Annotated in this window: 29 protein-coding genes; 25 read left to right on the plus strand and 4 right to left on the minus strand. The window is 69.3% G+C overall.

The window, feature by feature from the left end:
* Positions 1-341 precede the first annotated feature (341 nt).
* A complete protein-coding gene (locus OXS31_RS21805; protein ID WP_007161040.1) occupies positions 342-821 on the plus strand; it encodes an Lrp/AsnC family transcriptional regulator in 480 nt (159 codons plus the stop codon).
* On the opposite strand, the gene OXS31_RS21810 is transcribed toward OXS31_RS21805, so the two are convergent.
* Positions 795-1,646 carry a Brp/Blh family beta-carotene 15,15'-dioxygenase gene (locus OXS31_RS21810; protein ID WP_267401991.1) on the minus strand — a complete coding sequence of 284 codons (852 nt, stop codon included), beginning with the start codon at positions 1,644-1,646 and terminating at the stop codon, positions 795-797. The two genes, OXS31_RS21805 and OXS31_RS21810, sit on opposite strands and share 27 nt — an antisense overlap.
* 2 nt (positions 1,647-1,648) lie before the next feature.
* On the minus strand, positions 1,649-2,341 hold the full coding sequence (locus tag OXS31_RS21815; RefSeq protein WP_074584804.1) for a bacteriorhodopsin: 693 nt from the start codon (positions 2,339-2,341) through the stop codon (positions 1,649-1,651).
* A 218-nt stretch (positions 2,342-2,559) separates the two neighbouring features.
* Here OXS31_RS21815 and OXS31_RS21820 point away from each other — a divergent pair, with 218 nt between their 5' ends.
* A complete protein-coding gene (locus tag OXS31_RS21820; RefSeq protein ID WP_267401993.1) occupies positions 2,560-2,952 on the plus strand; it encodes a globin domain-containing protein in 393 nt (130 codons plus the stop codon).
* A 200-nt stretch (positions 2,953-3,152) separates the two neighbouring features.
* A complete protein-coding gene (locus tag OXS31_RS21825; protein WP_074584802.1) occupies positions 3,153-3,560 on the plus strand; it encodes a hypothetical protein in 408 nt (135 codons plus the stop codon).
* A 31-nt stretch (positions 3,561-3,591) separates the two neighbouring features.
* Here the strand turns inward: OXS31_RS21825 and OXS31_RS21830 are convergent, their stop codons facing one another.
* Entirely contained in the window at positions 3,592-4,482 is an 891-nt protein-coding gene (locus OXS31_RS21830; RefSeq protein WP_074584801.1) for a LysR substrate-binding domain-containing protein, read from the minus strand.
* Positions 4,483-4,631: 149 nt separating this feature from the next.
* Between OXS31_RS21830 and OXS31_RS21835 the strand changes: the two genes are divergently transcribed.
* The 22 genes from OXS31_RS21835 (at position 4,632) to OXS31_RS21940 (ending at position 23,550) form a co-directional block, all read left to right on the plus strand.
* Positions 4,632-5,867 carry an MFS transporter gene (locus OXS31_RS21835; protein WP_241808200.1) on the plus strand — a complete coding sequence of 412 codons (1,236 nt, stop codon included), beginning with the start codon at positions 4,632-4,634 and terminating at the stop codon, positions 5,865-5,867.
* A gap of 366 nt (positions 5,868-6,233) precedes the next feature.
* Entirely contained in the window at positions 6,234-6,956 is a 723-nt protein-coding gene (locus tag OXS31_RS21840; protein ID WP_027601009.1) for a beta-ketoacyl synthase chain length factor, read from the plus strand.
* Positions 6,953-7,720, plus strand: a complete 768-nt coding sequence (locus tag OXS31_RS21845; RefSeq protein WP_241808173.1) for a lysophospholipid acyltransferase family protein — start codon at positions 6,953-6,955, stop codon at positions 7,718-7,720. Before OXS31_RS21840 ends, OXS31_RS21845 begins: the two co-directional genes overlap by 4 nt.
* Entirely contained in the window at positions 7,713-7,973 is a 261-nt protein-coding gene (locus OXS31_RS21850; protein ID WP_027599970.1) for a phosphopantetheine-binding protein, read from the plus strand. Before OXS31_RS21845 ends, OXS31_RS21850 begins: the two co-directional genes overlap by 8 nt.
* Before the next feature lie 10 nt (positions 7,974-7,983).
* The gene (locus tag OXS31_RS21855; protein ID WP_027599969.1) at positions 7,984-8,238 is read left to right on the plus strand and encodes an acyl carrier protein; all 255 of its coding nucleotides are present in this window, start codon (positions 7,984-7,986) and stop codon (positions 8,236-8,238) included.
* 10 nt (positions 8,239-8,248) lie between these two features.
* Positions 8,249-8,821 carry a membrane protein gene (locus OXS31_RS21860; protein WP_007161051.1) on the plus strand — a complete coding sequence of 191 codons (573 nt, stop codon included), beginning with the start codon at positions 8,249-8,251 and terminating at the stop codon, positions 8,819-8,821.
* Entirely contained in the window at positions 8,818-10,464 is a 1,647-nt protein-coding gene (locus OXS31_RS21865) for an AMP-binding protein (RefSeq protein WP_241808174.1), read from the plus strand. Before OXS31_RS21860 ends, OXS31_RS21865 begins: the two co-directional genes overlap by 4 nt.
* The gene (locus OXS31_RS21870) at positions 10,461-11,198 is read left to right on the plus strand and encodes a glycosyltransferase family 2 protein (protein ID WP_027601013.1); all 738 of its coding nucleotides are present in this window, start codon (positions 10,461-10,463) and stop codon (positions 11,196-11,198) included. The genes OXS31_RS21865 and OXS31_RS21870 overlap by 4 nt, the downstream gene beginning before the upstream one ends.
* Complete coding sequence (locus OXS31_RS21875) at positions 11,195-12,115, plus strand: glycosyl transferase (protein ID WP_241808175.1); 921 nt, start codon at positions 11,195-11,197, stop codon at positions 12,113-12,115. Before OXS31_RS21870 ends, OXS31_RS21875 begins: the two co-directional genes overlap by 4 nt.
* A complete protein-coding gene (locus OXS31_RS21880; RefSeq protein WP_267402006.1) occupies positions 12,105-13,631 on the plus strand; it encodes an aromatic amino acid ammonia-lyase in 1,527 nt (508 codons plus the stop codon). The genes OXS31_RS21875 and OXS31_RS21880 overlap by 11 nt, the downstream gene beginning before the upstream one ends.
* Positions 13,624-14,058 carry an acyl-CoA thioesterase gene (locus OXS31_RS21885; RefSeq protein ID WP_267402008.1) on the plus strand — a complete coding sequence of 145 codons (435 nt, stop codon included), beginning with the start codon at positions 13,624-13,626 and terminating at the stop codon, positions 14,056-14,058. The genes OXS31_RS21880 and OXS31_RS21885 overlap by 8 nt, the downstream gene beginning before the upstream one ends.
* Entirely contained in the window at positions 14,046-14,630 is a 585-nt protein-coding gene (locus tag OXS31_RS21890; RefSeq protein WP_267402010.1) for an outer membrane lipoprotein carrier protein LolA, read from the plus strand. The genes OXS31_RS21885 and OXS31_RS21890 overlap by 13 nt, the downstream gene beginning before the upstream one ends.
* Positions 14,627-16,951, plus strand: a complete 2,325-nt coding sequence (locus OXS31_RS21895) for a hypothetical protein (protein ID WP_267402012.1) — start codon at positions 14,627-14,629, stop codon at positions 16,949-16,951. The genes OXS31_RS21890 and OXS31_RS21895 overlap by 4 nt, the downstream gene beginning before the upstream one ends.
* Positions 16,944-18,191 (plus strand): tryptophan 7-halogenase, encoded by a 1,248-nt coding sequence (locus OXS31_RS21900; protein ID WP_267402014.1) that lies wholly within the window; start codon positions 16,944-16,946, stop codon positions 18,189-18,191. Before OXS31_RS21895 ends, OXS31_RS21900 begins: the two co-directional genes overlap by 8 nt.
* Entirely contained in the window at positions 18,188-18,688 is a 501-nt protein-coding gene (locus tag OXS31_RS21905; protein ID WP_027601018.1) for a hypothetical protein, read from the plus strand. The genes OXS31_RS21900 and OXS31_RS21905 overlap by 4 nt, the downstream gene beginning before the upstream one ends.
* Positions 18,685-19,869 carry a beta-ketoacyl-[acyl-carrier-protein] synthase family protein gene (locus OXS31_RS21910; RefSeq protein ID WP_267402017.1) on the plus strand — a complete coding sequence of 395 codons (1,185 nt, stop codon included), beginning with the start codon at positions 18,685-18,687 and terminating at the stop codon, positions 19,867-19,869. Before OXS31_RS21905 ends, OXS31_RS21910 begins: the two co-directional genes overlap by 4 nt.
* The gene (locus OXS31_RS21915; RefSeq protein WP_007161062.1) at positions 19,866-20,315 is read left to right on the plus strand and encodes a hotdog family protein; all 450 of its coding nucleotides are present in this window, start codon (positions 19,866-19,868) and stop codon (positions 20,313-20,315) included. Before OXS31_RS21910 ends, OXS31_RS21915 begins: the two co-directional genes overlap by 4 nt.
* Positions 20,312-21,049, plus strand: coding sequence for a 3-oxoacyl-ACP reductase FabG (gene fabG / locus OXS31_RS21920; RefSeq protein ID WP_007161063.1), 738 nt, complete (start codon positions 20,312-20,314; stop codon positions 21,047-21,049). Before OXS31_RS21915 ends, fabG begins: the two co-directional genes overlap by 4 nt.
* Positions 21,049-22,281, plus strand: coding sequence for a beta-ketoacyl-ACP synthase (locus OXS31_RS21925; RefSeq protein WP_267402023.1), 1,233 nt, complete (start codon positions 21,049-21,051; stop codon positions 22,279-22,281). Before fabG ends, OXS31_RS21925 begins: the two co-directional genes overlap by 1 nt.
* A 23-nt stretch (positions 22,282-22,304) precedes the next feature.
* Positions 22,305-22,703 carry a hypothetical protein gene (locus OXS31_RS21930; RefSeq protein ID WP_267402025.1) on the plus strand — a complete coding sequence of 133 codons (399 nt, stop codon included), beginning with the start codon at positions 22,305-22,307 and terminating at the stop codon, positions 22,701-22,703.
* 101 nt (positions 22,704-22,804) lie between these two features.
* Positions 22,805-23,254, plus strand: coding sequence for a hypothetical protein (locus OXS31_RS21935; protein WP_007161066.1), 450 nt, complete (start codon positions 22,805-22,807; stop codon positions 23,252-23,254).
* A gap of 59 nt (positions 23,255-23,313) precedes the next feature.
* Complete coding sequence (locus OXS31_RS21940; protein ID WP_144956577.1) at positions 23,314-23,550, plus strand: hypothetical protein; 237 nt, start codon at positions 23,314-23,316, stop codon at positions 23,548-23,550.
* Positions 23,551-24,127: 577 nt separating this feature from the next.
* Here OXS31_RS21940 and ilvA read toward each other — a convergent pair.
* Positions 24,128-25,654, minus strand: coding sequence for a threonine ammonia-lyase, biosynthetic (ilvA, locus tag OXS31_RS21945; RefSeq protein ID WP_346659864.1), 1,527 nt, complete (start codon positions 25,652-25,654; stop codon positions 24,128-24,130).
* Positions 25,655-25,665: the final 11 nt, after the last annotated feature.

Genomic DNA, 25,665 nt, shown 5'->3' on the forward strand with positions numbered 1-25,665 from the left:
GCCCAACGCCAAAACTTCCGCCCAAAAGAAAAGGGGAGACCTTGCGGCCTCCCCTTGAATTCGTTGTCCTCTCGCACCGCTCGTGACGGTGGCTGCGATCGACCAGGAATGGTGACCTGGGCGGGCCCGGGCGCGGCGGACGGGATACCGTCGTTGGCGATGCGAAAGCCCCTCCTGGGGCGCCTTCGTTGGACAGCTCTACCGGGCTATCGAAGTTGAGTTCAGCTTACGCCCCTGCTGCCAGCAGCGGGTTGCGTTGTGCAGCTTCTTTCCAGCCTCTTGCGCAATCCCTGGCCATAAACCTAGCATTAGGCGCAATCGGCTAGCGCAAGGCATGCAAAATGGACAAACTCGATCGCTTCGATCTGAAAATCTTGGCAGAACTGCAGCGCGACGCGCGCCTCTCCAACCAGGAACTGGCCGAACGCATCGGCCTGTCGCCCTCGCCCTGCTCGCGACGGGTCAAGCAACTGGAAGACAGTGGCTACATCACCCGCCAGGTCGCCCTGCTGGATCGCAAGAAACTCGGGCTGTCGCTGACCGCCTTCGTGCTGATCGGCATGGACAGGCACACCCCCGAGCGCTTCGAAAACTTCCAGGGGATCATCGCCCAGTGCCCCGAGGTGCTGGAGTGCTGCCTGGTCACCGGCATGGATGCGGATTATCAGCTCAAGGTGGTGGTGCCCGACATGGAGCACTATCAGCAGCTGCTGCTGGGCACCCTGACGCGCATCGAGGGGGTCTCCAGCGTGCGCTCGAGTTTTGTGCTCAACCAGATCCTGGCCAGCACCGAGCTACCGCTCAACCATCTGCGGCCCTGAGCGCGGCGCGGCCTCGGCACCCGGGGCGAGAAAGCGCGGCAGCACCAGCATGTGGGGTACGGCGAAGGCCGCCAGCACGGCGAACAGCGCCCGGATGCCGGTGCGCTCCTGCAGCACGAAGACCAGGCCACCGGCCAGGGTGAAGACCGCCGCGCCCAGCAGGATCGGCCAGGTCAGCCGCAGATAGGCCGTAAAGGTAGGCGCCCCCAGCAGCCGCTGGCGTACCCCGGTCTGGGGTGCGGCATGCAGCAGATAGAAGCCCAGGGCAAAACCGACCAGAGGCGGCGCCAGCACCACGGCCAGCAGCGTGGCCGCCAGCCAGGGACAGCGGCGCTGCCAGGCGGCCAGCAGCAGCCCCGGCAATGCCAGGGTCCCAGCCAGCACCAGCAGCCTGGCCAGCCACTCGGCCAACGCCGGAGCGGCATCCGGCCCCATGGCCAGCGCCAGTAGCCGGGCCACGGCCGTCTCATGCAGCACCGCCGGACCACCCACGATGAACAGTCCCAGCGCCAGAGCACTCAGCCGATCGGCGAGGAGTTCGTCTTCATGGGCGAAATGCCAGATCGACAATAGCAGGAACAGCGGCAGCGCCAGCGTCCCCGCCAGTTGCCAGCAGAGCAGGCAGGCCAGGGCCGTCGCCAGGTAGCTGCCAAGAAAGGCGAGGCGCCGTGCGGGAGCGACCAGGCGTAGATCGCTTGCGCCATGCAGGAGCCCCAGCCCCAGGCCCACCAGCAGTGCGAAGGCCAGCTGCCCTGCCCCACCCGCCAGGCTGGCGAGCCCGGCGGCCGGCAGCAACAGCCATCCGCCGCGCCCGATGGCCATCATGCTCAGACGCCAGACCGCGCCAGGGCCGTCTTGAGATTGCGCTCCGAGGTGAAGGCGTAGACCACCTTGGCCAGCACATCGAGAATCAGGAAGACCCAGACCGTGGCCGCGTCACTCACCGCCCAGACACCCTCGGGGCCCACGGCGAAGACCACCGGATAGATCAGCCAGAGCACACTGAGAAAGCCGACGTTCTTGCGATAGGCCGCACCGATGGCGGCATGCTGCCCGGCCAGGGTCGCCAGCGGCTTCCACAGCAGATAGAGCACCCCGACGAAGGCCGCGCAGGACCAGGCGAAGAACACCCACTTGATGGTGCCGTAGGGCGCCAGGGAGGCGACCAGACCGGTCACGATCATCACCACGTCGAGAGTCACGATGGAGGCCACGAAACCGGCCTGGCCTTCCTGCTCGCGGGCACCCAGGTAGGCCGAGCTCACCACCCCGGCCAGCAGCAGCGGCGTGGTGAAGGTCCAGTCCAGGTAGCGGGCGACATAGGTGATGCTGCCGTCCGGCTTGATCAGGTTGCCGACCCCCAGGTACATGGCCAGATAGGCCGTGGCGGCGATGAAGGGCACGGCGGCATGGACCAGGGTGTGGCCACGCAGCGGACCGCGGTGGGCGCCTTTGGCATAGATGGCCAGGGAGGCGAGCGACATGATGATGAAGCCGATTAGCAGAGGGGTCTGACTCATGGGGTTCTCCAGGGGGACGATAGGTGCGCACTGACGGGCCAGGCCCTCTGGAGTAGGGGTTTCTCGGCGACCGCTGCGCTTAAGGTAGAGAAGCCGCCTTGTGAAATGGTTCAAAATGTTTCAGAGGGGCGCGAAGCGTCCTCCTCTTGATGGGAATCAAGAGGACCTCGGCATCGCTCGGGCAGGCTGCGCCGTTTCGTGCCCAACCAGGAATCCGCATGCTGCCGGCCCAGAACGTGATGCTGAGCTACGGACGCTGCTGCGCCAGCCCCGCCTTCTTCGATGACTTCTACCAGCGCTTCCTGGCCAGTTCGCCCCGGGTGCAGGAGAAATTCGCCCACACCGACATGGCCGCGCAAAAGCTGCTGCTGCGCCACGGCATCATGAATCTGGTGCTGGTCGCCCGTGGCATGCCCGCCACCCGGCTGCGCCAGCTCGGCGAAAGCCATTGCCGCGCACGGCTGGACATCGACGCCGAACTCTACGACCTCTGGGTCGACTGCCTGCTCGCCACCCTGGCCGAGTACGATGCCGACTTCTCTGCAGCGCTGCGCCAGGAATGGCGGGACGTGCTGGAGGCCGGGATCGCGGTGATGCGCAGCTACTACTGAGCGGGCTGGGCCCTGTTGGGCTGCGCTGCGCTCAACCTACGCCCCACCTGCACCGTACTCGCCCCAAACACCCCCTCTCCCTCAGGGAGAGGGCCGGGGTGAGGGCAAACCCAAGCGTCTGGATTTGGACAAGGCACCAGGAACCGCTGCAATCTTCCTGCTCTATCCTCACCTCCTGACCAGCAACCGGAGGCCCAGCCGTGCGCAAGATCGTCCAGATTCAGGTACTGCCTGCCGATGCGGAATCGGCGTCCAACCGGCTTTGCGCTCTTTGCGACGACGGTTCGCTGTGGTTGTGGGCTTCTCAGGCCGCCGACGGCTGGCAACCGCTGCCGCCGATCCCTGCTGCCTCTCCCGATGCGGTCGCCGATACGGTCAACAAACCCGCCCAGGCGGGCGCCCGGTGGACAGCCGAAGACGACACCCAGCTCGCGCAACTCTGGTACGAGGCCCAACTGGATGTCGCCCGTATCGCCGCACAGGTCCAGCGCAGCGAGGGCGCCATCGTGTCGCGGCTGGTCAAGCTCGACTTCTTCGCCTCGAGCGAAGACGCCCGTGCCGCCAATCGCCTGCGCCGCAAGACGCCGGTCGACTCGACACCGGACTAGGGCGAGCAAAGCGCCTGGTCGGGCAAGGCCGCTACTGCGCTGCGCTCATCAACAACCCCACAAACGCCTCCGCCTGCGGCGACACCTCATCCCGGCGCCTCAGTAACCACACCGCCGAGGTCGCCTCGGGATCGTCCAGCTCGCGATACACCAGCCCCTCCATTTGGGTGCGCTGGTAGGTGGCGGGCAGCACGGTGACGCCGAGGCCGGCGGCGACCAGGCCGAGGATGATGAGGACTTCGCTGGCCTCCTGGACGATGCGCGGGGTGAAGCCGGCGCGGGCGGCGAGGCTGTGGAGCTGCTGGTAGAGACCGGTGCCGAAGCTGCGCGGGAAGTAGACGAAGGGCTCGTCGGCGAGGGCGGCCAGGGGCAGCGGGCCGCTGCCCTGCTGCGCCAGCGGATGGTCGTGGCGCAGGGCGACCACCAGGGGTTCGCGGAAGAGTTCGACCGCCACCAGGGCGTCGGGCAATTCGATGGGGCGGATCAGGCCGATCTGCAGGTTGCCGGCGAGCATGGCGTCGATCTGTTCGCGACTGCTCATCTCCTGCAGTTGCAGGCGCACCTCGGGATAGGCGCGGCGGTAGGCGAACAGCGTCTTGGGGATGGTGGCGACGAAGGGCGAGGAGGCGCTGAAGCCCACCTGCAATTGCCCGGTCTCGCCGCGACCGGCGCGACGGACCCGTTCGGCGGCGCGTTCGCTAGCCAGAAGGATCTGCCGGGCTTCGTCGAGAAACAGCCGGCCGGCCTCGGTCAGGGCGACGCGTCGATTGGTGCGCTCCAGCAGGCGGGTGCCCAGTTCGCTTTCCAGGGCCTGGATCTGCTGGCTGAGCGGTGGCTGGGAGATGTTCAGGCGCTCGGCGGCGCGGCCGAAGTGCAGCTCTTCGGCCACCGCCACGAAATACCTCAGGTGGCGCAATTCCATACGTCTTCCATTGAGTCGTACAACCTATCAATCGAGACGGACAATATATTGGATATATGGCAGCCACCAGCCTAGGGTGGTGAGATCAGACCTGTCCTGAGGTACCCGTGAACACGTCCCGGTCGTCCGCCACGCCATCCGCCCCCACCCTGACCACCCTGCCCGCCGCCAACGAAGCCCACCACGAACCGGACGCCTTCATCGAGAAGGGCACGCCGCAGTTCCTGCGCACCGCCCTGGCACTGTTCTGCGGCGGCTTCGCCACCTTCGCCCTGCTCTATTGCGTGCAGCCGCTGATGCCGATCTTTTCCCAGGCCTTCGGCCTCACCGCCGCGGCCAGCAGTCTGTCGCTGTCCTTGGCCACCGGGTTGATGGCCTGCGGCCTGCTGGTGACCGGGCCGATCTCCGATGCCATCGGGCGCAAGTCGGTGATGGTCTATGCGCTGTTCGCCGCGGGCGCCTTCACCCTGCTCAGCGCCCTGATGCCCACCTGGGACGGCATCCTGGTGACCCGTGCGCTGGTCGGGCTGTCGCTGGCCGGGGTGGCGGCGGTGGCCATGACCTACCTGGCCGAGGAGGTGCACCCCGAGCACCTGGGCTATGCCATGGGCCTCTATATCAGTGGCAATGCCCTGGGCGGGATGTCCGGCCGGGTGATCAGCGGGGTGCTGGTGGACTTCGTCTCCTGGCGCATCGCCCTCGGCGCCCTGGGGGTGCTGGCACTGGTGGCGGCGCTGCTGTTCAAGCGCAGCCTGCCGGCGTCGAAACGCTTCCAGCCACGGCCGCTACGACCGCGCAGCCTGCTCGCCGGCTATGCCCTGCACTTTCGCGACGCCGGCCTGCCCTGGCTGTTCCTGGAGGCCTTCCTGCTGATGGGCGCCTTCGTCACCCTGTTCAACTACATCGCCTATCGCCTGCTGGCCGAGCCCTATCATCTCAGCCAGGCCTGGATCGGCGTCCTCTCGCTGGTCTATCTGGCCGGTATCTACAGCTCGGCCAAGTTCGGCAGCCTGGCCGATCGCTTCGGTCGGCGACAGGTGTTCGCCGCGGCCATCGTGCTCAAGCTCGGCGGCCTGCTGCTGACCCTGTTCACCCCGCTGTGGCTGGTGCTGCCGGGGATGCTGCTGTTCACCTTCGGCTTCTTCGGCGCCCACTCGGTGGCCAGCAGTTGGGTGGGTCGGCGGGCGCGCCAGGCGCGAGGCCAGGCGTCGTCGCTCTATCTGTTCAGCTACTACGCCGGTTCCAGCGTGGCCGGGACCCTGGGCGGCTTCTGCTGGCACCTGGGTGGCTGGACCGGGGTCGGCCTGTTCATCGGCGCCCTGCTGCTGGCGGCCCTGGCCGTGGCGATTCGGCTATCGCGATTGCAGTTGCTGCCGACGGCCTGATCGCGGGCCGCGGCGGCTCCAGGCAGGAGGAAATTCCCTGGAGCCGCCGAGAAGGCCCTGATCGCGATAACCTTCAGTGACAGCTTCGCCTTTACCTTCATCCCTCTCCCGCGAATCGGGGTTGGCGCTGCCGCTCGTCGCACGGAGCGGCGTTTCACTCCCTGAAAAGGGGCTCTCTACCTCCCGCCACGCTAGCCTGTCTCTGGCTTGGCGGCGCGACTGTCACCTCTTCGCAAAGTTCAGACAAATGTTTGCCTAGGGTGGGAGCCGCTTGGATAATGCGCGCCGAACGCTGCAATACCCTGCTCATCAGGGATAGATGAAACGGCAAGCACGTAAGGCTCCGGGGTAGATTCGGCTGTGAACATGCACTTCCAGATTAGCGATTGGCGCGCCTGGGCACCTGGTCTTGGCGACCAGGACGCCTGGCGGCAGTGGTGCGCCGCGCCCTGGCGTCCGGCGGACGACGGCAGCCAGCCCGATGCCAGCTTCCTGCCGGCCATGCAGCGGCGTCGCCTGAGCCGGCTGGCGCGCATGACCTTCCAGGTGGCCTGGCCGCTGGCCGACGCCCATGGCGAGCCGCTGCCGCTGATCTTCGCCTCGCGCCATGGCGAGACCCCGCGCACCCTGGCCATCCTCCAGGAACTGGCCCGCGGCGAGCCGCTCTCGCCGACTCAGTTCAGCCTCTCGGTGCACAACGCCATCATCGGCCAGTGGTCGATCCTGCGCGGCGACCACAGCGAGATGAACGCCCTGGCCACCGGTCGCGACGGCCTCGAACACGCCGTGCTGGAGGCCTGCACCCTGCTCGCCGAGGGTGCCAGCGGGGTGCTGGTGGTGATCGCCGAGGAGGCCCCGCCGACCCTCTATGCCCCCCAGATCGACGACGTCCCCTTTCCCTATGCCGTGGGCCTGCTGCTGACCCCGGGCGGCAGCCATGGCCTGAGCGGCGCGCCGGCGCCGGCGGAGGCCGCGCCCAGCGCCTGGCCCCATGCCCTGGAGTTGCTGCGCCTGCTGGAAGCGCCTGGCGCCCTGCACCTCGCCTATGCCGGGCGCGCCTGGCACTGGCAGGCGGAGGCCCGCGGGTGAGCGGCCGCCTGGACTACGGCTACCGCCTGCTGGCCACGGGGCTCAACTTCGTGGTGTTCGGCTGCGGCGCCCTGGTCTTTCGCCTGCTGATCCTGCCGCTGCTGCTGGCACTGCCGGGCGATCCCCTGCGCCGCCGACAGCGCGCGCGGCGGGCCAATGCCCGGCTGTTCCGCTTCTTCGTCGCCTTCATGGTGCTGACCCGGGTGATGAATCTGCGCATCCAGGGCCGCGAGCGCCTGGGGCGTCCGGGCCAGCTGATCATCGCCAACCATCCCTCGCTGATCGATGTGGTGGTGCTCATCGGCCTGGTGCCGGACGCCAACTGCGTAGTCAAGCAGGGCCTCTGGCAGAACCCCTATCTCAAGCGGCAGATCCAGGCCGCCGGCTACATCAGCAACAACGGCAGCGCCGAGATGCTCGACGAAGCCGCCGACGCCCTGCGCGACGGCCAGACGCTGATCATCTTTCCCGAGGGCACCCGCACCACCCCGGGCGAGCCGCCGCGCTTCCATCGCGGCGCCGCGGCCATCGCACTGCGCGGCGCCCGCTGCATCACCCCGGTGATCATCCGCGTGGTGCCTAGCACCCTGACCAAGGCCACGCCCTGGTATCGCATTCCCGCGCGGCGCTTCGACTTCCAGCTGGACGTCGGCGCCGACATCGATCCCTCCACCTTCGCCGGGCGGCCATTGCCGCTGGCGTCGCGTGAACTCAACGACCAGCTACACCAGCTCTACCTGAAGGAAACCGGCAACCATGACTGATCTCAATCTCGAGCTCAAAGGCCTGATCATCGAGGCACTCGGCCTCGAGGACGTCACCGTCGACGACATCGGCGACGACCAGATCCTGTTCGGCGACGGCCTGGGTCTGGATTCGGTGGACGCCCTGGAGCTGGGCCTGGCGATCCAGAAGCGCTACGGCATCCGCATCGACGCCGAAGCCAAGGACACCCGCACCCATTTCGCCAGCGTCAACGCCCTTGCGGCCTTTGTCGCCGCCCAGCGCGCCGCCTGAGGAGATCGCCATGCAAAGCCGTGAAGCCATCTTCGAGACCCTGCGCAGCGCCCTGGTCGAACTCTTCGAACTGGAGCCCGAGCGGGTGACCCTGGAGGCCAACCTCTACGAGGACCTGGAGATCGACAGCATCGACGCCGTCGACCTGATCGACCACCTGCGCCGCCAGACCGGCCACAAGATCGCCGCCGAGCAATTCCGCCAGGTGCGCACCGTGGGCGACGTGGTCGAGGCCGTCCATCGCATCAGCCAGGCGGACGCCTGATCCGCCGCTTATGAGTGCCTTGCCTTCCCGCTCTCCCCTGGGCCTGGTCGCCAGTGCCCTGCTGCTCCTGCTCGGCCTGGCCTATCCCTTCGCCGTCTACTTCGGCCTGCAGCACCTCTCGCCGCGCCTCTTCGCCGCCGGCCTCGGCGCCCTCTGGGGCCTGCGCCTGCTGCAACCCGGTCTCAACGGCCTGCAGCGCGGCACCGCCCTGGTCGCCCTGGGCTTCTGCCTGCTGCTGGCCCTGAGCGACGCCGCCGTCCTGCTGCGCTGGTATCCGGTGCTGCTCAGCCTCTTCCTGCTGGCGGTGTTCGGCCTGAGCCTGCTGCGCGGCCAGCCGCTGATCGAGCGCCTGGCGCGGCTGCGCGAACCCGAGTTGCCGCCGCGCGCGGTGCGCTATACCCGCCGGGTGACCCAGGTCTGGTGCCTGTTCTTTCTGTTCAACGCGCTGACCGCCGCCGGCCTGGCGCTGTGGGCGCCGCTGGCCTGGTGGACGCTCTATACCGGCGTCATCGCCTATGGCCTGATGGGCCTGCTGTTCGCCGGCGAATGGCTGGTCCGCCAGCGCGTGCGGAGGCTGCCATGACCTTTACCCCCCTGGCCGAATTGCTCGCGCCCGCGAGTCCGCTGGACCTTACGCTCAGGCAGCGCGCCCTGCAGCTGGCGGCCGCCTTCCAGAACGCCGGTCTCAGGCGCCTGGCCTTGCACCTGGACGATGCCGAAGACCTGGCCTGCGCCCTGCTCGGCGCCTGGCGCGCCGGGGTCGAGGTCGTCCTGCCGGCGGATGCCCAGCCCGCCACCCGCGCGCGCCTGGCGCCGACGCTCGATGCCTGGCTCGACGACCTCGACGGCTGGACCGCGGCCGAACCCCTGAAGCCCGCCCGGCTCGATCTGCAGGCGCCGCTGCTGACCCTGAGCACCTCGGGCTCCAGCGGTGAACCCAAACTCATCGCCAAGCAGCTGTTCCAGCTGGCCAACGAGGTCGCCGCCCTGGAGCGCCTCTGGGGCGCGTCCCTTGGCGCGGCGACCGTCCTTGGCAGCGTCTCCACCCAGCACATCTATGGCCTGCTCTTCCGGGTGCTCTGGCCGCTCTGCGCCGGGCGGCCCTTCGCCCGCCAGGCGCTGCCCTTCACCGAGGAATTGCAGCGCGAGACCGCCGCCCTGTCGCGCCAGGGCCGGCGCGCGGTGTGGATCAGCAGTCCGGCATTGCTCAAGCGCCTGGGCGAGAATCTCGACGATGCCGTCCTCGGCCAGGTGGTGCAGGTATTCTCTTCTGGCGGCGTGCTGCCAGGCGCGGCCGCCAAGGCCTGTCAGCAACGCTTCGGTCGTTATCCCACCGAGGTCTATGGCAGCTCCGAGACCGGCGGCATCGCCTGGCGGAGAGGCCCGCAACCCTGGCAGGCCTTTGCCGACATCGAGCTGGGCCAGGATGCCGAGGGCGCCCTCTGGCTGACCTCGCCCTACCTGCCCCAGGGCGTGCGCGAGCAGACCATGGACGACGTGCGCCTGCTGGGCGACGGCCGCTTCGAGTTGCTCGGCCGCCTGGATCGCATCGTCAAGCTGGAAGAGAAACGCATCGCCCTGCCAGCCCTCGAAGCGCGGCTGCTCGGCCATCCCGCCATCGCCGATGTCCGCCTGGGCGTGGTGCAGCAGGGCCGCGCCCTGCTCGGCGCCCTGGTCGCCCTGAGCGAGCGCGGCCTGCACCAGCTGCGCAACGGCGGTCGCCGCGCCCTGGTGGCCGAGCTGCGCGAACACCTGGTCGGCCATTGCGAGGCCATCGCCCTGCCGCGCCGCTGGCGCCTGCTGCTGGCGCTGCCCTACAGCGCCCAGGGCAAGCTGGCCCAGGCCGAGGTGGAGCGCCTGCTGGCCCAGCCTCGGCCGGTGGAGATCGAGCCCCTGAGCGTCGAACAGACCGCAGACGGCTGGTGCCTGGAGCTGGAAGTCGCCCCGGACCTGGCGTTCTTTTCCGGCCACTTCCCCACGGCGCCGGTGGTACCCGGGGTGGTCCAGGTGGGCTGGGCCCAGCGCCTGGCGCGCCAGCACCTGGCCCTACCGGCGGAGTTTGCCGGCATGGAGGTGCTGAAATTTCAGCAACTGCTGCGCCCCGGCGATCGGGTGACCCTGACCTTCCACTTCGACGCCAGCCGCAGCAAGTTGCACTTCGCCTTTCGCCAGGGCACGGCGGCCTGCTCCTCCGGGCGCATCCTGCTCAAGGAGGCGCGGTCTTGAGCTTTCGTGCCTGCGCGGTGATCCCGGTGTTCGACCACGAGCACGCTCTGCCGTTGGTGGTCCAGGCGCTGCGCCAGCGCGCCCTGCCCTGCGTGCTGGTGGACGACGCCTCCAGCCCCGCCTGCGCCCAGGTGATGGACGAGCTGGCCACGCAACCCGACATCCATCTGCTGCGCCTGCCGGTCAACCAGGGCAAGGGCGGCGCGGTGATGGCCGGCCTCGCCGAGGCGCAGCGCCTGGGCTTCAGCCATGCCCTGCAGGTGGACGCCGACGGCCAGCACGACCTGGCCGACGTGGCCGCCTTTCTCGCCGAGGCCCAGGCTTATCCAGACGCACTGATCTGCGGCTATCCGCAATTCGACGACTCGGTGCCCAAGGGCCGGCTCTATGCCCGCTACCTCACCCATGTCTGGGTCTGGATCAACAGCCTGTCGCTGGAGATCCGCGACAGCATGTGCGGCTTTCGCGTCTATCCGCTGGCACCGACCCTGGCGGTGATCCGCGCCGGCGGCCTGGGCAAGCGCATGGATTTCGACCCGGAGATCCTGGTGCGTCTGGCCTGGCGCGAGCAGCCCATGCGCTGGCGTCCGACCCGGGTGCACTATCCGCTGGATGGCCGCTCGCACTTTCGCCTCTGGCAGGACAACGTACTGATCTCGCGCATGCACACCCGGCTGTTCTTCGGCATGCTGCTGCGCGCGCCGCGCCTGCTCTGGCGCCGGGTGCGCGGATGAGCGGCCACTGGGCGCAGCAGCGCGAGCGCGGCAGCCCCGTGCTGATGCGCCTCACCGCCTGGCTGGCGCGGCACCTGGGCCGCCGCGCCATCGCCCCGCTGCTGCGGTTGATCGTGCTGTACTTCTTTCTGTTCGGCGCCCGCGCCCGCCGTGGCATCCGCGAGTACCAGCAGCGCCTGGCCGACTGGAGCGGTCGTCCCGAGCTGCAGCCCAGCTGGCGCAGCGGCTATGCCCAGTTCATGGCCTTCGCCGAAGCCCTGCTGGACAAGCTCGATGCCTGGAACGGCCGTCTCGGCCTGGATCAGGTGCAGTTGCACGACCCGGACCAGGTGCACAGCCGCATGCACGGGCCGCGCGGCGAGATCCTGGTCACCGCCCACCTGGGCAACCTCGAAGTCTGTCGCGCCCTGGCCCAGCTGGGGCGGCGGGTACGCCTCAACGTGCTGGTGCACACCCGCCACGCCGAGGCCTTCAATCGCCTGCTGGAAGAAGCCGGCGCCAGCGACCTGCGGCTGATCCAGGTCAGCGAGCTGGACCCGGCGGTGATGCTGCAGCTGAGCGAGCGCCTGGAGCGCGGCGAGTGGCTGGCCATCGCCGGCGACCGGGTGCCGCTGCATGGCGGGCGCACCGTGGCGGTGGATTTTCTCGGCGCCCCGGCGCCCTTCCCCCAGGGGCCCTGGCTGCTGGCCCACCTGCTGCGCTGCCCGACCAACCTGCTGTTCTGCCTGCGCGAAGCCGACGGCTACCACCTCTACCTGGAAGACTTCGCCCCGGCGCCAAGCTGGCGCCGCCAGGAGCGCGCCGCCGGCATCCAGGGCCTGGCCCAGGCCTATGCCGGCCGCCTCGCCGCCCATTGCCTCAAGGCGCCGCGGCAGTGGTTCAACTTCTATCCCTTCTGGAGTCGCGATGAACGCTAGTGTGCGCTTTGGTAGCCAGGCCCTCGCCCTCGAAGACCTGGTCGCCCTGGCCGAGGGCCGGGCCCGGGCCGACCTGCAGGACGATGCGGCCTTTCGCGACGGCATCGCCCGCGGCGCGCGCTTCGTCGAGTCGCTGCTGGCCCGCGAGGGCTCGGTCTACGGCATCACCACCGGCTATGGCGACTCCTGCGTGGTCGCCGTGCCCCTCGCCCAGGTCGAGGCGTTGCCACGCCAGCTCTATACCTTCCACGGCTGCGGCCTGGGTCGTCACCTGGACCCGACGGCGACCCGCGCGGTGCTGGCGGCGCGGTTGCAGTCGCTGTGCCAGGGCGTCTCCGGGGTGCGCGTCGAATTGCTCGAACGCCTCACCGCCTTCTTGCGCGAAGACATCCTGCCGCTGATCCCCGAGGAGGGTTCGGTGGGCGCCAGTGGCGATCTAACCCCGCTGTCCTATGTCGCCGCCGCCCTCTGCGGCGAGCGTCAGGTGCTCTGGCGCAACGAAATACGGGACGCCGCCGAGGTCCACGCCGAACTGGGCTGGACGCCCCTGGTGCTCCGGCCCAAGGAAGCCCTGGCCTTGATGAACGGCACCGCGGTGATGACCGGCCTGGCCTGCCTGGCCTTCTCCCGCGCCGAATACCTGCTGCGCCTGGCCACCCGCATCACTGCCCTCAACGTGGTGGCCCTGGCCGGCAATCCCGAGCACTTCGACCAGCGCCTGTTCGCCGCCAAGCCCCATCCGGGCCAGGGCCAGGTGGCCGCCTGGCTGCGCGCGGACCTGGCCGCCGAAGGCCCGGCCGCGCCGCTGCACCGCCTGCAGGACAGGTATTCGCTGCGCTGCGCGCCCCATGTGCTGGGGGTGCTGGCCGACAGCCTGCCCTGGCTGCGCCAGTTCATCGAGACCGAACTCAACAGCGCCAACGACAATCCGCTGATCGACGCCGAGGACGAGCGGGTGCTGCATGGCGGCCACTTCTATGGCGGCCACATCGCCTGCGCCATGGACAGCCTCAAGACCCTGGTGGCCAACGTCGCCGACCTGCTCGACCGCCAGCTCGCCCTGCTGGTGGACGCGCGCTATAACCACGGCCTGCCGGGCAATCTCTCCGGCGCACCGGCCGAACGCGCCATGCTCAACCACGGCTTCAAGGCGGTGCAGATCGGCGCCAGCGCCTGGACCGCCGAGGCGCTCAAGGGCACCCTGCCGGCCAGTGTCTTTTCCCGCTCCACCGAATGCCACAACCAGGACAAGGTCAGCATGGGCACCATCGCCGCCCGCGACGCCCTGCGCGTGCTGGAGCTCACCGAACAGGTGGCCGCCGCCACCCTGCTGGCTGCCCAGCAGGGCGTCTGGCTCAGGCGCCAGCAGGGCGTGGAGCCGCCCGCACCGCTGGCCGCCATGCACCGCGACCTGGGCGAGACCTTTGCGCCGCTGATCGAAGACCGCGCCCTGGAGGCCGAATTGCGCCAGACCCTGACCCTGATCCGTGCCCGCCACTGGAGGCTCTATGCGTAAGACCGGTTCCCTGCAGGTCGAGGTGGAGATGCAGATCCCCTTCTTCGACGTCGACATGATGGAAATCGCCTGGCACGGCCATTACGTCAAATACCTGGAAGTGGCGCGCTGCGCCCTGCTCGACCGCCTGGGCCACAACTACCTGCAGATGCGCGAATCCGGCTATGGCTGGCCGGTGATCGACCTGCAGATCCGCTACATCCGTCCCCTGCTGTTCCAGCAGCGCGTGCGGGTAAAGGCCGATCTGGTGGAGTGGGAGAACCGCCTTAAGCTCAACTACCTGATCAGCGATGCCGCCACCGGCGAGCGCCTGACCCGCGCCAGCACCGTGCAGGTGGCCGTGGACATGGCCAGCCGCGAGATGCAGTTGGCTTCGCCCAGGGTCTTCATCGACGCCGTGGAGAGGGTCCTGGCATGCGCACGCTGATCGCTCTGCTGCTCATCCTCGCCGCCCCCCTGGCCCAGGCCTTCGATCTCGACGACCTGGCCACCCAGCTGGCGCGTCCGGCCGCGGTCGCGGGCAGCTTCGTCCAGCAACGCTATCTGCGCGCCCTGCCGCAGCCGCTCACCAGCAGCGGCCACTTCACCCTGGCCCGTGGCCTGGGCCTGCTCTGGCAGCTGGAAAAACCGCTGACCCAGACCTATCGCATCACCCCCGGCGCCATCGCCAAAGAGACCCCCGCCGGCTGGACGCCGCTGCCCGGCAGCGACCTGGCCGCGCGCCAGAGTGCGCTGTTCCTCGCCGTGCTCGGCGGCGATCGCAGCGGCCTGGAGCGCGACTTCGAACTGGCCCTGAGCGGTGACGCCCGCCACTGGCAGCTGCGCCTGACCCCGCGCGGTGCCCTGCTCAAGCAGGTGTTCGACGGCATCCTCATCCAGGGTGGTGAGCTGGTGGAGCAGGTGGAGATCCGCGAGACCCAGGGCGATCGCAGCCTGCTCAGGCTCGACGGCCAGGCCCGCGACGCCCTCTCCGCCGACCAGCGCGCGGCCTTCCAGTGATCCGCCTGCAGCGCCCCTTCCTGCTGTTCCTCTTCGCCCTGCTGGCGCTCAGCGCCTGGCAGTGGCGGCACGGTCCGCCGGTGGCCGCCGATCTGCTGGCGCTGCTGCCCCAGGGCGCCGGTGATGCCCTGACCCTGCAAGCCGAGGCGCGCATGGCCGAGCCGCTCAATCGCGAGGTGCTGCTGCTGGTGGGCCATCCCCAGCGCGAGCGACTGCCGGCCCTGGCCGAGCGCCTGGGCCAGGCCTGGTCGCGGGAGCCACTGTTCGAAAGGGTGCAGTGGCAACTCACCCCTGACCTGCCCGGCCTGCGCCAGCAACTCCTGGCCAGTCGCCTGGCGCTGGCACCGGGGCAGGCGCGCGACGAGTTGATCAAGACGCCCGACGCCTATCTGCAAGCCCGCGCCGCGGCCCTCTTCGAGCCCTTCGCCGGCGCCGGCGCCCTGCCCCTGGAAGAGGACTGGCTCGGCCTCGGCCTGCTGCTGCAGCGCCAGCTCACCCCGGCTAGCAAAGTGCAATTCGACGCCGGCAGCGGCCTGCTGCTGACCCAGGGCGACGGCCTGAGCTGGGCGCTGATTCGTGCTCGCACCCGCGCCGATGCCTTCGACTTCGATGCCCCACCGCGGGTGGAAGCCCTGATCGAGGCCGCGCGCCGCGAGGTGGTGGCCGACGGCGGTCAGCTGCTGGCCGCCAGCGGCCTGAGATACGCCGCCGCCGGCCAGGCTACCGCCAGTCGCGAGATGTCGCTGATCGGTGGCCTCGCCACCTTCGGTACCCTGGCCCTGCTGCTGGGGCTGTTCCGCCGCTGGCGGGTGCTACTCAGCCTCTTGGCGGTGGGCGTGGCCCTCTTGGCCGGCAGCGCCGCCTGCGTGCTGCTGTTCGGCCAGATCAACGCCCTCACCCTGATCCTCGGCGCCAGCCTTACCGGGGTGGCCGCCGATTATCCGCTGCACTATCTCAGCAAGAGCTGGAAGGGCGGTCCCTGGGACGCCACGGCCATCCTGCGCGAGACCCTGCCCGGTCTGTCACTCAGCCTGGCCACCAACCTGCTCGGTTATCTGGCGCTGGCCTGCACGCCCTTTCCGGCGCTGACCCAGGTGGCGGTGTTTTCCGCCGCCGGCCTGATCGGCGCCTACCTCACCACCGTCTGCCTGCTGCCAGCCTGGTGGCAGCGCCTGGACCTGGCACCGCCCGCCGCGCCCCTGCGCGTCATGCAACGGCTGCTCGACCTGCGCCTGCGCCTGCTGGGCCGCACCGGCAGCCTGCCGCTGCTCTTGGCCCTGCTGGCCTTTTGCGGCGCCGGTGTCTGGCAGCTGCACCTGCAGAACGACCTGCGCCTCTGGCTCGGCCAGGACCCGGCGCTGACCCGCGAAGCCCAGGCCATCGCCCGTCTCACCGGCCTGCAACCCACCAGCCAGTTCTTCCTGGTGCGTGGCGCCGATGCCGACCAGGTGCTGGAGCGCCAGACCGCCCTGGGCCAGCGCCTCGACGCCCTGGTCAGCGCCGGCCAGCTGCAGGGCTATCGCGCCCTCAGCGGTCTGCTCGCTCCCGCCGCGGCCCAGGCCGAATTGCGCCAGGCCCTGGCCGGTTGGGGCGAACGCCTGCAACCGCTGCTGGCCGTGGGTATCCCGGCGGAGGCCCTGGAGGCCGAGCTCAAGCAACTGCAGCAGCTGCCCGACCTGAACCTGGACCAGGCCCTGGCCGGCCCCCTGGGCGAACCCTGGCGCCCACTCTGGCTGGGCCGCACGACCGAGGGCGGCGCGACCGGCCTGGTCAGTCTGCAAGGCCTGGGCAATGCCCAGGTACTACAGACAGTGGCTGCGGGCCTGCCCGGCGTGCAACTGGTGGATCGCCTGGGCGAATTGCGCGGACTGTTCGTCCACACCCAGCGCCTGGCGGTGGAACTCAAGCTGCTGGCCTCGGGCGCCATCTTTCTCCTGCTGCTCTGGGCCTTCGGCCGCCGCGCGGCGCTGCGCATCGTCTGCCTGCCGCTGCTGGCGGCCCTGGCGGCCCTGGCCTGCCTGGGCTGGCTGGGTCAGCCGCTGACCCTGTTCAGCCTCTTCGCCCTGCTGCTCATCACCGCCATCGGCGTGGACTACGCCATCCTCATGCACGAGGCCATCGGCGGCGCCGCGGTCAGTCTGCTCGGCGGCCTGCTGTCCGGCGTCGGCAGCTGGCTGTCCTTTGGCCTGCTGATGCTCAGCAGCACCCCGGCCATCGCCAACTTCGGCCTGGCCATCAGCCTGGGCCTGGTGTTCAGCTTTCTGCTGGCGCCCTGGGCCTCGCCCCCCGTCTCCCACGAAAAGGACCTTCGTCATGGTTGAACATCATCCCCTGATCGTCATCGGTGCCGGCCCGGCGGGCGCCGTGGTCGCCGCCCTGCTCAAGCGCCGCGGCCATCCGGTGCTGGTGCTGGAAGCCCAGCACTTCCCGCGCTTTTCCATCGGCGAGAGCCTGCTGTCCCACAGCCTGGACTTCGTCGAGGAAGCCGGGATGCTGCCCGCGGTCGAAGCCGCCGGCTTCCAGACCAAGCTCGGCGCGGCCTTCGCCTGGGGCGAGCGCTACACCGACTTCGACTTTCGCGACACCTATAGTGGTGGCCGCAGCACCTTCCAGGTGCAGCGCGGTCCCTTCGACAAGATCCTGGCCGACGACGCCGCACGCCAAGGGGTTACGATCCGCTACGGCCAGCGCGTCACCGCCGTGACCCTGGGTGAAGACGGCGAAAGGACCCAACTCGAGGTGCAGGGCGACGACGGCCAGGCCTATGCGCTGACCACCGACTTCCTGCTCGACGCCAGCGGCTACGGCCGGGTGCTGCCCCGCCTGCTGGATCTGGAGGCGCCTTCGGACTTCCCCGTGCGCCGCGCCCTTTTCACCCATATCGAGGATCGCATCGACGATCCCGGCTTCGACCGCCAGCGCATCCTCATCACCACCCATCCGACCCTGCGGGACGTCTGGTTCTGGACCATTCCCTTCAGCGACGGCCGCACCTCGATCGGGGTGGTCGCCGCCGCCGAGCGCTATGCCGGACGCGCCGCCGATCTCGCCACCTGTCTGCGCGACTGGGTGGCCGAGACCCCGAGCCTGGCCCGGGTGCTGCACAATGCGGTCTGGGATACGCCGGTGCGCGAACTGGGTGGCTACGCCGCCAACGTCAAGCGCCTGCACGGCCCCGGCTTCGCCCTGCTGGGCAACGCCGCCGAGTTTCTCGACCCGGTGTTTTCCTCGGGCGTGACCATCGCCCTGCGCTCGGCCAGCCTGGCCGCACCGCTGGTGGATCGCCAGCTGCGCGGCGAGTCGGTGGACTGGGAGGCCGAATTCGCCCGGTCGCTCAAGGCGGGCGTCGATACGTTCCGTGCCTATGTGGAGGGCTGGTACGATGGCAGCTTCCAGGACGTCATCTATTTCGAACACGCCGATCCCGAGATCAAGCGCATGATCTGCGCCATTCTCGCCGGCTACGCCTGGGACGTTCGCAACCCCTTCGTCAAGGAGCCCCGGCGGCGCCTGCGCCTGCTCGTCGAGCTCTGTCAGCTGAATTCGGCCCATCCTGCATGACCCTGCCCCGTCCGTTCGTCTTCGCGCTGGCCTGCCTGCTGCTGCTCGCCGCCTGCGCCAGCCAGCCGCCGCTGCCCAGCAGTCCGCCGCCGCTGGCGCGTGCCCTGGTCTACCAGGTGGAGCGCCAGACCGCCGAGGGCAGCGACGCCCTGCTGCTGGCCATCCAGCCGGAAGGCGCCGCCCTGCGCTTTTCGCTGTTCGATCCCCTTGGCGTGCCCCAGGCGCGCCAGCAACTGATCGACGGCGCCTGGCACGCCGACGGCCTCCTGCCGCCCAATCCCCGGGCGCGCACCTTCTTCAGCGTGCTGCTGTTCGCCCTGACCCCGACCGACCGGTTGCCAAGCGCCTATGCCGCGGGCGACTGGCAGAGGGCCGCCGACGGCAGCCGCAGCCTCAAGGACTGGCAGGTGCGCTATCCCGCCGCCGACCGCCTGGAGCTGCAGGCGCCGGATGGGTCCAGCTATCGCCTGACGCTCTTGCCGGAGTCCGCGCCTTGAGCGCCTACCTGAATGCCCTGGGCCTGCTCTGCGCCCTGGGCCAGGGCAAGGCCGAGGTGGCCCGTGGCCTGTTCGCCGGTGATACGGCCGGCATGCAGCCTACGGCGGGCTGGATTCCCGAGCGCCAGCCGCCGGTGGGTACCGTCACCGCGCCGCTGCCAGCCTGGCCGCTGGAGTGGACACCTTTTTTCAGCCGCAACAACCAGCTGCTGCTGGCGGCCCTGGCCGAGATCGAACCCCAGGTGCGCCAGGCCATCGAGCGCCACGGCCCGGCGCGTATCGGCGTGGTGCTGGGCACCAGCACCTCGGGCATCCACGAGGCCAGCCTGGGCATCGCCGTACACCAGCGCAGCGGCCAGTTGCCCGAGGGCTATCAGTACGCCCAGCAGGAACTGGTGGCGCCGGCGGACTTCCTCGCCCGCTACCTGGGCCTGAGCGGCCCCTGCTACGGCCTTTCCACCGCCTGCACCAGCAGCGCCCGCGCCCTGCTCAGCGCCCGCCGGCTGCTGGTCCAGGGCCATTGCGACGCCGTGCTCTGCGGCGGCGTCGACAGCCTCTGCGGCCTGACCCTGAACGGCTTCGCCGCCCTCGAAGCGGTCAGCGAATCGCTGTGCAATCCCTTCTCGGTCAATCGCTGCGGCATCAACATCGGCGAGGGGGCGGCGCTGTTCCTGCTGACCCGCGAACCCGGCCCCATCGCCCTGCTCGGCGGCGGCGCCAGTTCCGATGCCCACCATATCTCCGCCCCCGATCCCAGTGGGCGCGGCGCCGTCCAGGCCATGCAGGCCGCCCTGCGCGCCAGCGGCCTGCAACCGGAGGACATCGGCTATCTCAACCTGCACGGCACCGCCACGCCGCACAACGACGCCATGGAAAGCCAGGCCACCCACCAGGTGTTTCCGGCCGGGGTGCCCTGCTCCTCCACCAAGCCGCTGACCGGCCATACCCTCGGCGCCGCCGGCGCCCTGGAAGCCGCCTTCGCCTGGCTGACCCTGGACCCGCAGCTCAATCCCGCCGGCCAGTTGCCGCCGCAGCGCTGGGACGGCCAGGCCGATCCGGCCCTGCCACGGCTAGCGCTGACGGATGCCGACAGCCGCCTGGACGGTCGCCGCCACGCCATGAGCAACAGCTTCGCCTTTGGCGGCAGCAACGTCAGCCTCATCCTCGGAGCCACGCCATGATCCCCTGGACCCTCGCCGAGCTGGTGCCCCACGCCGGCGACATGCTGCTGATCGACGAGATCCTCGCCTGTGACGAGAGCGGCATCGAGACCCGCCTGGTGGTCAGGCCCGGCCTCTTCACCGATGCCGCGGGCGCCCTGCCGGCCTGGATCGGCGTGGAGCTGATGGCGCAGAGCGTGGCCGCCTTCGCCGGCTGCCAGGCGCGTCGTCGCGGCGAGGCCCCGGCCTTGGGCTTTCTGCTCGGCACCCGCCAGTTCGCCTGCGACGTGCCGGCCTTTCCCGCCGGTGGCGAATTACGCATCCGCGCCCAGCCGGCGCTGGAAAACGACGATGGCATGGCTATCTTCGACTGCCACCTGCAGGGCCCTGGCTGCCAGGCCAGCGCCCGCCTGAACGTCTATCGTCCACCCCAGGTGGATCTGTACCTAGAGGAGCCCGCGCCATGAGCGTCGCCCCCGCTCCGGTCCTGGTGACCGGTTCCAGCCGCGGCCTGGGCCGCGCCATCGCCCTGCGCCTGGCCGCCGCCGGCCATGACCTGGTGCTGCACTGCCGCAGCCGCCGCGAGGAAGCCGAGGCCGTGCGCGCCGAGGTCGAGGCCCTGGGTCGCAGCGCCCGGGTGCTGCAATTCGACGTCGGCGACCGCGCCGCCTGCGCCGCCATCCTGGAGGCCGACACCGAGGCCCACGGCGGCTACTACGGGGTGGTCTGCAACGCCGGCCTGACCCGCGACGGCGCCTTTCCGGCGCTGACCGGCGAAGACTGGGATGTGGTCCTGCGCACCAACCTCGACGGCTTCTACAACGTGCTGCACCCGGTGGTCATGCCGATGATCCGCCGCCGCGCGCCGGGGCGCATCGTCTGCATCACCTCGGTCTCCGGGCTGATCGGCAATCGCGGCCAGGTCAACTACAGCGCCTCCAAGGCCGGCCTGATCGGCGCCGCCAAGGCCCTGGCCGTGGAGCTGGCCAAGCGCAAGATCACCGTCAATTGCGTGGCCCCGGGGCTGATCGACACCGAGATCCTCGACGAGCACGTGCCGGTGGAGAAGATCCTCGAGATGATCCCGGCCGGGCGCATGGGCACCCCCGAGGAAGTGGCCCACGCCGTGGCCTTCCTGCTCGCCCCCGAGGCCGGCTACATCACCCGCCAGGTGCTGGCGGTCAACGGAGGACTGTGCTGATGAGCGCGCGCCGCGTCGTGATCACCGGGATGGCCGGCGTCACCGCCCTGGGCAGTGACTGGCCGACCATCCGCGACCATTTCCTCGCCGGCCACAGCGGCATCCGCCGCATGGACGCCTGGGATCGCTACACCGAGATGAACACCCGTCTGGGCGGTCCCATCGTCGACTTCCAGGTACCCGGCCACTGGACCCGCAAGCAGTTGCGCAGCATGGGGCGGGTCTCACAGCTGGCGGTAGCCGCCGGCGAGCGCGCCCTGGCCGATGCCGGGCTGCTGGACGACCCGCGCATCACCGACGGCCGCATGGGCGTGGCCTGCGGCTCCTCCACCGGCAGCACCGACGACATCAAGGCCCTGGCCAACATGCTGCTCAGCGACGCCGCGGTGGGCCTCAACGCCAATACCTATGTGCGCATGATGCCGCACACGGCGGCCGCCAACCTGAGTCTGTTCTTTGGTCTCAAGGGCCGCTTGATCCCCACCTCCAGCGCCTGCACCAGCGGCAGCCAGGGCATCGGCTACGCCTACGAGGCCATCAAGTTCGGGCGCCTGCCGCTGATGCTGGCCGGCGGCGCCGAAGAACTCTGTCCCAGCGAGGCCATGGTCTTCGACACCCTCTATGCCACCAGCCTGCGCAACGACGCCCCCCACACCTCGCCGCGTCCCTACGACCGCAGTCGCGACGGCCTGGTGATCGGCGAAGGCGCCGGCATCCTGGTGCTGGAGGAGCTGGAACACGCCCAGGCGCGAGGTGCGCGTATCCACGCCGAGATCGTCGGCTTCGGCAGCAACGCCGATGGCCAGCACTCCACCCGTCCCGAGCAGGCCACCATGCAACGCGCCATGGAGCTGGCCCTGGAAGACGCCGGGCTGACCCCGGACGCCATCGGCTACGTCAACGGCCACGGCACCGCCACCGAACAGGGCGACATCGCCGAGACCCGCGCCACCCAGGCGCTGTTCGGCGCCCGCATGCCCATCAGCTCGCAGAAGAGCTACCTGGGCCATACCCTGGGTGCCTGCGGCGCCCTGGAATCCTGGTTCAGCATCGCCATGATGAACGAGGAGCTGTTCGTGCCCACCCTCAACCTCGACGAACTGGATCCCCAGTGCGGCGAGCTGGACTATCTGCGTGGCGGGCCACGCGCGCTGCGCACGGACCATGTGATGAACAACAATTTCGCCTTTGGCGGGGTGAACACCTCGCTGATCTTCCGCCGCTGGTCCTGATGACCCTATCCCGAGGTATGCCCATGTTGCGTCGCCTGCTGCTCGTCTCCGCTCTGCTGTTCCTGGCGGCCTGCACCCGCGCGCCCCTGGTGACGCCCCAGGAGGTCTTTCCGGCGGATCGGGCGGAGAACGCCGCCGATGTCCGCCGCGCCATCGTCGATACCCTGGAACGTCGTGGCTGGAGCGTCGGCCAGGAGAGCCCCGGCCTGGTGGTCGCCAGCATCGTGGTGCGCGATCGCCACCAGGCCTGGGTCGACATCCCCTACAGCACCAAGGGCTACCAGATCCGCTACCGCGACAGCGCCGGCCTCGACTACGACGGCGAGCGCATCCATCGCAACTACAACAAATGGGTCCAGCTGCTCGACGCCGACATCCGCCGGCAACTGCAGTTGCCGGCCCCCGCAGCCGCCGCGGAGTGACCATTCGCGGCCTGCGCGATAGCACAGAACGCCGGTCCCGCGGCTGACGGAGCGGGCGTTCTGGGTTAAACAGTCATCCCCACCACCACAAGGAAGTCACCATGCGTATCCTCACCTCCACCCTCGCCCTCACCCTGAGCCTGGCCGCGCTGCTGCCCGGCGCCGCCCAGGCCCGCGACACCACCCTGCAACTGCCCTTCGCCGAAGTCGTCCAGGAAGCCCTGGCCGCCAAGCGCCTGGATGGCAGCGTGAAGTTCTATCTGGCCGGCAACCCGGTGCCGGGCAAGGCCACGGTGGTCAACTCCAGCATCACCACCAACCAGAAGACCAACGCCTTCAACAAGACCGACGAGGTCGCCTGCCGCTGGGTGCTGCAATCGGCGCTGATCCGCCTGCAGGAAGCGGCCAAGGCCGCCGGTGCCAATGCGGTCACCGACATCACCAGCTACTACAAGAAGAACGAGTGGAGCGACCCCACCCGCTACGAGTGCCACGCCGGTGCCCTCATGGCCGGTGTCGCCCTCAAGGGCAAACTGGTCATCCTCAAGTAGATCGGAACGGCGGTGCGCTCGGGGAAGTCTGTGTAGAAACCCGCCCCGAGGCCGCCGCCATGCCCATGTTTCGCGTCCACTACCGCAAGGACGGCGAGTCCCGCCAGCTCGACCTCGAGCATCCGCAGGCCAGTCTCGCCCCGCACGAAGCCGCCCTGGCCGTGCTGGAACAGCTGCGCGCCGACGCCGAGAACAGCCTGGCCCTGCCGCGCGCCGATGCTCCCGCCGCAGCCATCCTGCGCCAGGCGGAGGTGCATGGATTGACGGATATCCGAGTGGAGCCGCTGGCTTCGTAGGTTGGTGTCGAGCGTCTGGCGCGTGGTCATCCTCACCCAACCCTCTCCCGCAGGGAGAAGGGGCGGTTGGGCTCCGCAGCGCGTAGCGCGGAAAACCGCGCAGCGTTTTCCACTTTTTGCGCCAAATACCAATCGCGGCCATGGGCCGCTCCTACAGGCTTGACCGTAGGAGCGGCCGCATCGGCGGACCGCCATGGCCGCGATCAATTGCGCTTACCCGTAGCGTGGAAAACGGCGCAGCCTTTTCCGCAGACGAGCCGCGGTGCCAACGGTGGATAAGGCTGCGCCGTTGTCCACCCTACCCGTAGCTTGGCGCTGGGCGCCGCAAAGTCCAGCAGGTGGCACCTTCCGGTATGGGGCTACCCTCACCCCAGCCCTCTCCCCGAGGGAGAGGGGGCGGTCTGGTCCAGCGTGGGCTTGTGGGCGCATCGCGGCCATGGCGGTCCGCCGCTGCGGTCGCGCCTACAAGAACATCATTCCCTGTAGGAGCGGCCCATGGCCGCGATCATCGCCGTAGCGTGGATAAGGCTGCGCCGTTGTCCACCCTACCTGCAGCGAAGCCCAACACCACCGGACCTCAGCCCAGGAACAACCGGTACGCCGGATTCTCCGTCTCGTCCCAGTAGCGATAGCCGATGGCATCCAGGGTCGCCAGCAGCTCTTCCCGCTCGGCCTGGCTGGCTTCCAGCCCCGCGAACACCCGCCCGTCCGCCGCGCCGTGGTTGCGGTAATGGAACATGCTGATGTTCCAGCGCCCGCCCAGCTTTTCGAGGAAGTCGAACAGCGCCCCGGGGCGCTCGGGGAATTCGAAGCGGAACACCTGCTCCTGGCCGACCCGCGCCGCGTGGCCGCCCACGGTGTGGCGGATATGCAGCTTGGCCAGCTCGTTGTCGGTCAGGTCCAGCACCGGAAAACCCTGGTCGCGCAGGGCCTGGATGAGGGCGTCGCGCGGATCGCGCTGGGGATGGGTCTGGACGCCGACGAAGATGTGGGCCTCTTCGCCAGTGTGGTAGCGGTAGTTGAATTCGGTGATCTGTCGCCGGCCCAGGGCCTCGCAGAAGGCGCGGAAGCTGCCCGGCCGCTCGGGAATGGTCACGGCGATGATGGCTTCGCGCTGCTCGCCCAGTTCGGCGCGCTCGGCCACGTGTCTCAGCCGATCGAAATTGATGTTGGCGCCGGAGTCGATGGCCACCAGCACCTGGCCGCTCGAACCTTCCCGCTCGGCGTATTTCTTGATCCCCGCCACGCCCAGGGCGCCCGAGGGCTCGGTGATGGAGCGGGTATCGTCGTAGATGTCCTTGATCGCCGCGCAGATCTCATCCGAGCTGACGGTGATGACCTCATCGACATAACGGCGGCAGATCTCGAAGGTGTGGTGGCCGATCTGGGCCACGGCCACGCCGTCGGCGAACAGCCCGACTCGCGGCAGCACCACGCGCTCATCGGCGGCCATGGCCTGCTGCAGGCAGTTGGAATCGTCCGGTTCGACACCGATGATCCTGATCTCGGGGCGCAGGTACTTCACATAGGCGGCGACCCCGGCGATCAGGCCACCACCGCCCACGGGGACGAAGATGGCATCCAGCCGACCAGGATGCTGGCGCAGGATCTCCATGGCCACGGTGCCCTGACCGGCGATGACGTCGGGATCATCGTAAGGCGGGACGAAGGTGTAGCCCTGCTCGTCGGCCAGGCGCAGCGCCTCGGCCAGGGCCTCGGGAAAGGCGTCGCCGTGCAGCACCACCTCGCCGCCACGCGATTGCACGCCGATGACCTTGAGCTCCGGCGTGGTGCGCGGCATCACGATGATCGCCCGCACCCCCAGTTCGCGGGCCGCCAGGGACAGGCCCTGGGCGTGGTTGCCGGCGCTGGCGGTGATCACGCCACGGGCCTTTTCGCTGGCCGAAAGGCTGGCCAGCTTGGTGTAGGCACCGCGGATCTTGAAGGAGAACACCGGCTGCAGATCTTCGCGCTTGAGCAGCACCTGGCAGCCCAATCGCTCGGACAGCGCCCGCGCCGGTTGCAGGGGCGTTTCGATGGCCACGTCGTAGACGGGGGCGAGCAGGGTCTTCTTCACATAGTGTTCGAGCATCGGCGGAGCGATCCGGTGGGTGC

The sequence above is a fragment of the Pseudomonas sp. GM_Psu_1 genome, from assembly GCF_026544185.1.
Taxonomy (GTDB): Bacteria; Pseudomonadota; Gammaproteobacteria; order Pseudomonadales; family Pseudomonadaceae; genus Chryseomonas; species Chryseomonas oryzihabitans.

Bases quoted from the DNA above. Each gene is read 5' to 3' on its own strand.
- OXS31_RS21880 (WP_267402006.1), top strand. From the start codon at position 12,105: ATGAACGCTAGTGTGCGCTTTGGTAGCCAGGCCCTCGCCCTCGAAGAC.
- OXS31_RS21930 (WP_267402025.1), top strand. From the start codon at position 22,305: ATGTTGCGTCGCCTGCTGCTCGTCTCCGCTCTGCTGTTCCTGGCGGCC.
- OXS31_RS21810 (WP_267401991.1), bottom strand. From the start codon at position 1,646: ATGATGGCCATCGGGCGCGGCGGATGGCTGTTGCTGCCGGCCGCCGGG.
- OXS31_RS21865 (WP_241808174.1), top strand. From the start codon at position 8,818: ATGACCTTTACCCCCCTGGCCGAATTGCTCGCGCCCGCGAGTCCGCTG.
- OXS31_RS21830 (WP_074584801.1), bottom strand. From the start codon at position 4,482: ATGGAATTGCGCCACCTGAGGTATTTCGTGGCGGTGGCCGAAGAGCTG.
- OXS31_RS21915 (WP_007161062.1), top strand. From the start codon at position 19,866: ATGATCCCCTGGACCCTCGCCGAGCTGGTGCCCCACGCCGGCGACATG.
- OXS31_RS21805 (WP_007161040.1), top strand. From the start codon at position 342: ATGGACAAACTCGATCGCTTCGATCTGAAAATCTTGGCAGAACTGCAG.
- OXS31_RS21850 (WP_027599970.1), top strand. From the start codon at position 7,713: ATGACTGATCTCAATCTCGAGCTCAAAGGCCTGATCATCGAGGCACTC.
- fabG (WP_007161063.1), top strand. From the start codon at position 20,312: ATGAGCGTCGCCCCCGCTCCGGTCCTGGTGACCGGTTCCAGCCGCGGC.
- OXS31_RS21905 (WP_027601018.1), top strand. From the start codon at position 18,188: ATGACCCTGCCCCGTCCGTTCGTCTTCGCGCTGGCCTGCCTGCTGCTG.
- OXS31_RS21815 (WP_074584804.1), bottom strand. From the start codon at position 2,341: ATGAGTCAGACCCCTCTGCTAATCGGCTTCATCATCATGTCGCTCGCC.
- OXS31_RS21900 (WP_267402014.1), top strand. From the start codon at position 16,944: ATGGTTGAACATCATCCCCTGATCGTCATCGGTGCCGGCCCGGCGGGC.
- OXS31_RS21860 (WP_007161051.1), top strand. From the start codon at position 8,249: ATGAGTGCCTTGCCTTCCCGCTCTCCCCTGGGCCTGGTCGCCAGTGCC.
- OXS31_RS21940 (WP_144956577.1), top strand. From the start codon at position 23,314: ATGCCCATGTTTCGCGTCCACTACCGCAAGGACGGCGAGTCCCGCCAG.
- OXS31_RS21875 (WP_241808175.1), top strand. From the start codon at position 11,195: ATGAGCGGCCACTGGGCGCAGCAGCGCGAGCGCGGCAGCCCCGTGCTG.
- OXS31_RS21820 (WP_267401993.1), top strand. From the start codon at position 2,560: ATGCTGCCGGCCCAGAACGTGATGCTGAGCTACGGACGCTGCTGCGCC.
- OXS31_RS21935 (WP_007161066.1), top strand. From the start codon at position 22,805: ATGCGTATCCTCACCTCCACCCTCGCCCTCACCCTGAGCCTGGCCGCG.
- OXS31_RS21855 (WP_027599969.1), top strand. From the start codon at position 7,984: ATGCAAAGCCGTGAAGCCATCTTCGAGACCCTGCGCAGCGCCCTGGTC.
- OXS31_RS21925 (WP_267402023.1), top strand. From the start codon at position 21,049: ATGAGCGCGCGCCGCGTCGTGATCACCGGGATGGCCGGCGTCACCGCC.
- OXS31_RS21840 (WP_027601009.1), top strand. From the start codon at position 6,234: ATGCACTTCCAGATTAGCGATTGGCGCGCCTGGGCACCTGGTCTTGGC.
- OXS31_RS21885 (WP_267402008.1), top strand. From the start codon at position 13,624: ATGCGTAAGACCGGTTCCCTGCAGGTCGAGGTGGAGATGCAGATCCCC.
- OXS31_RS21890 (WP_267402010.1), top strand. From the start codon at position 14,046: ATGCGCACGCTGATCGCTCTGCTGCTCATCCTCGCCGCCCCCCTGGCC.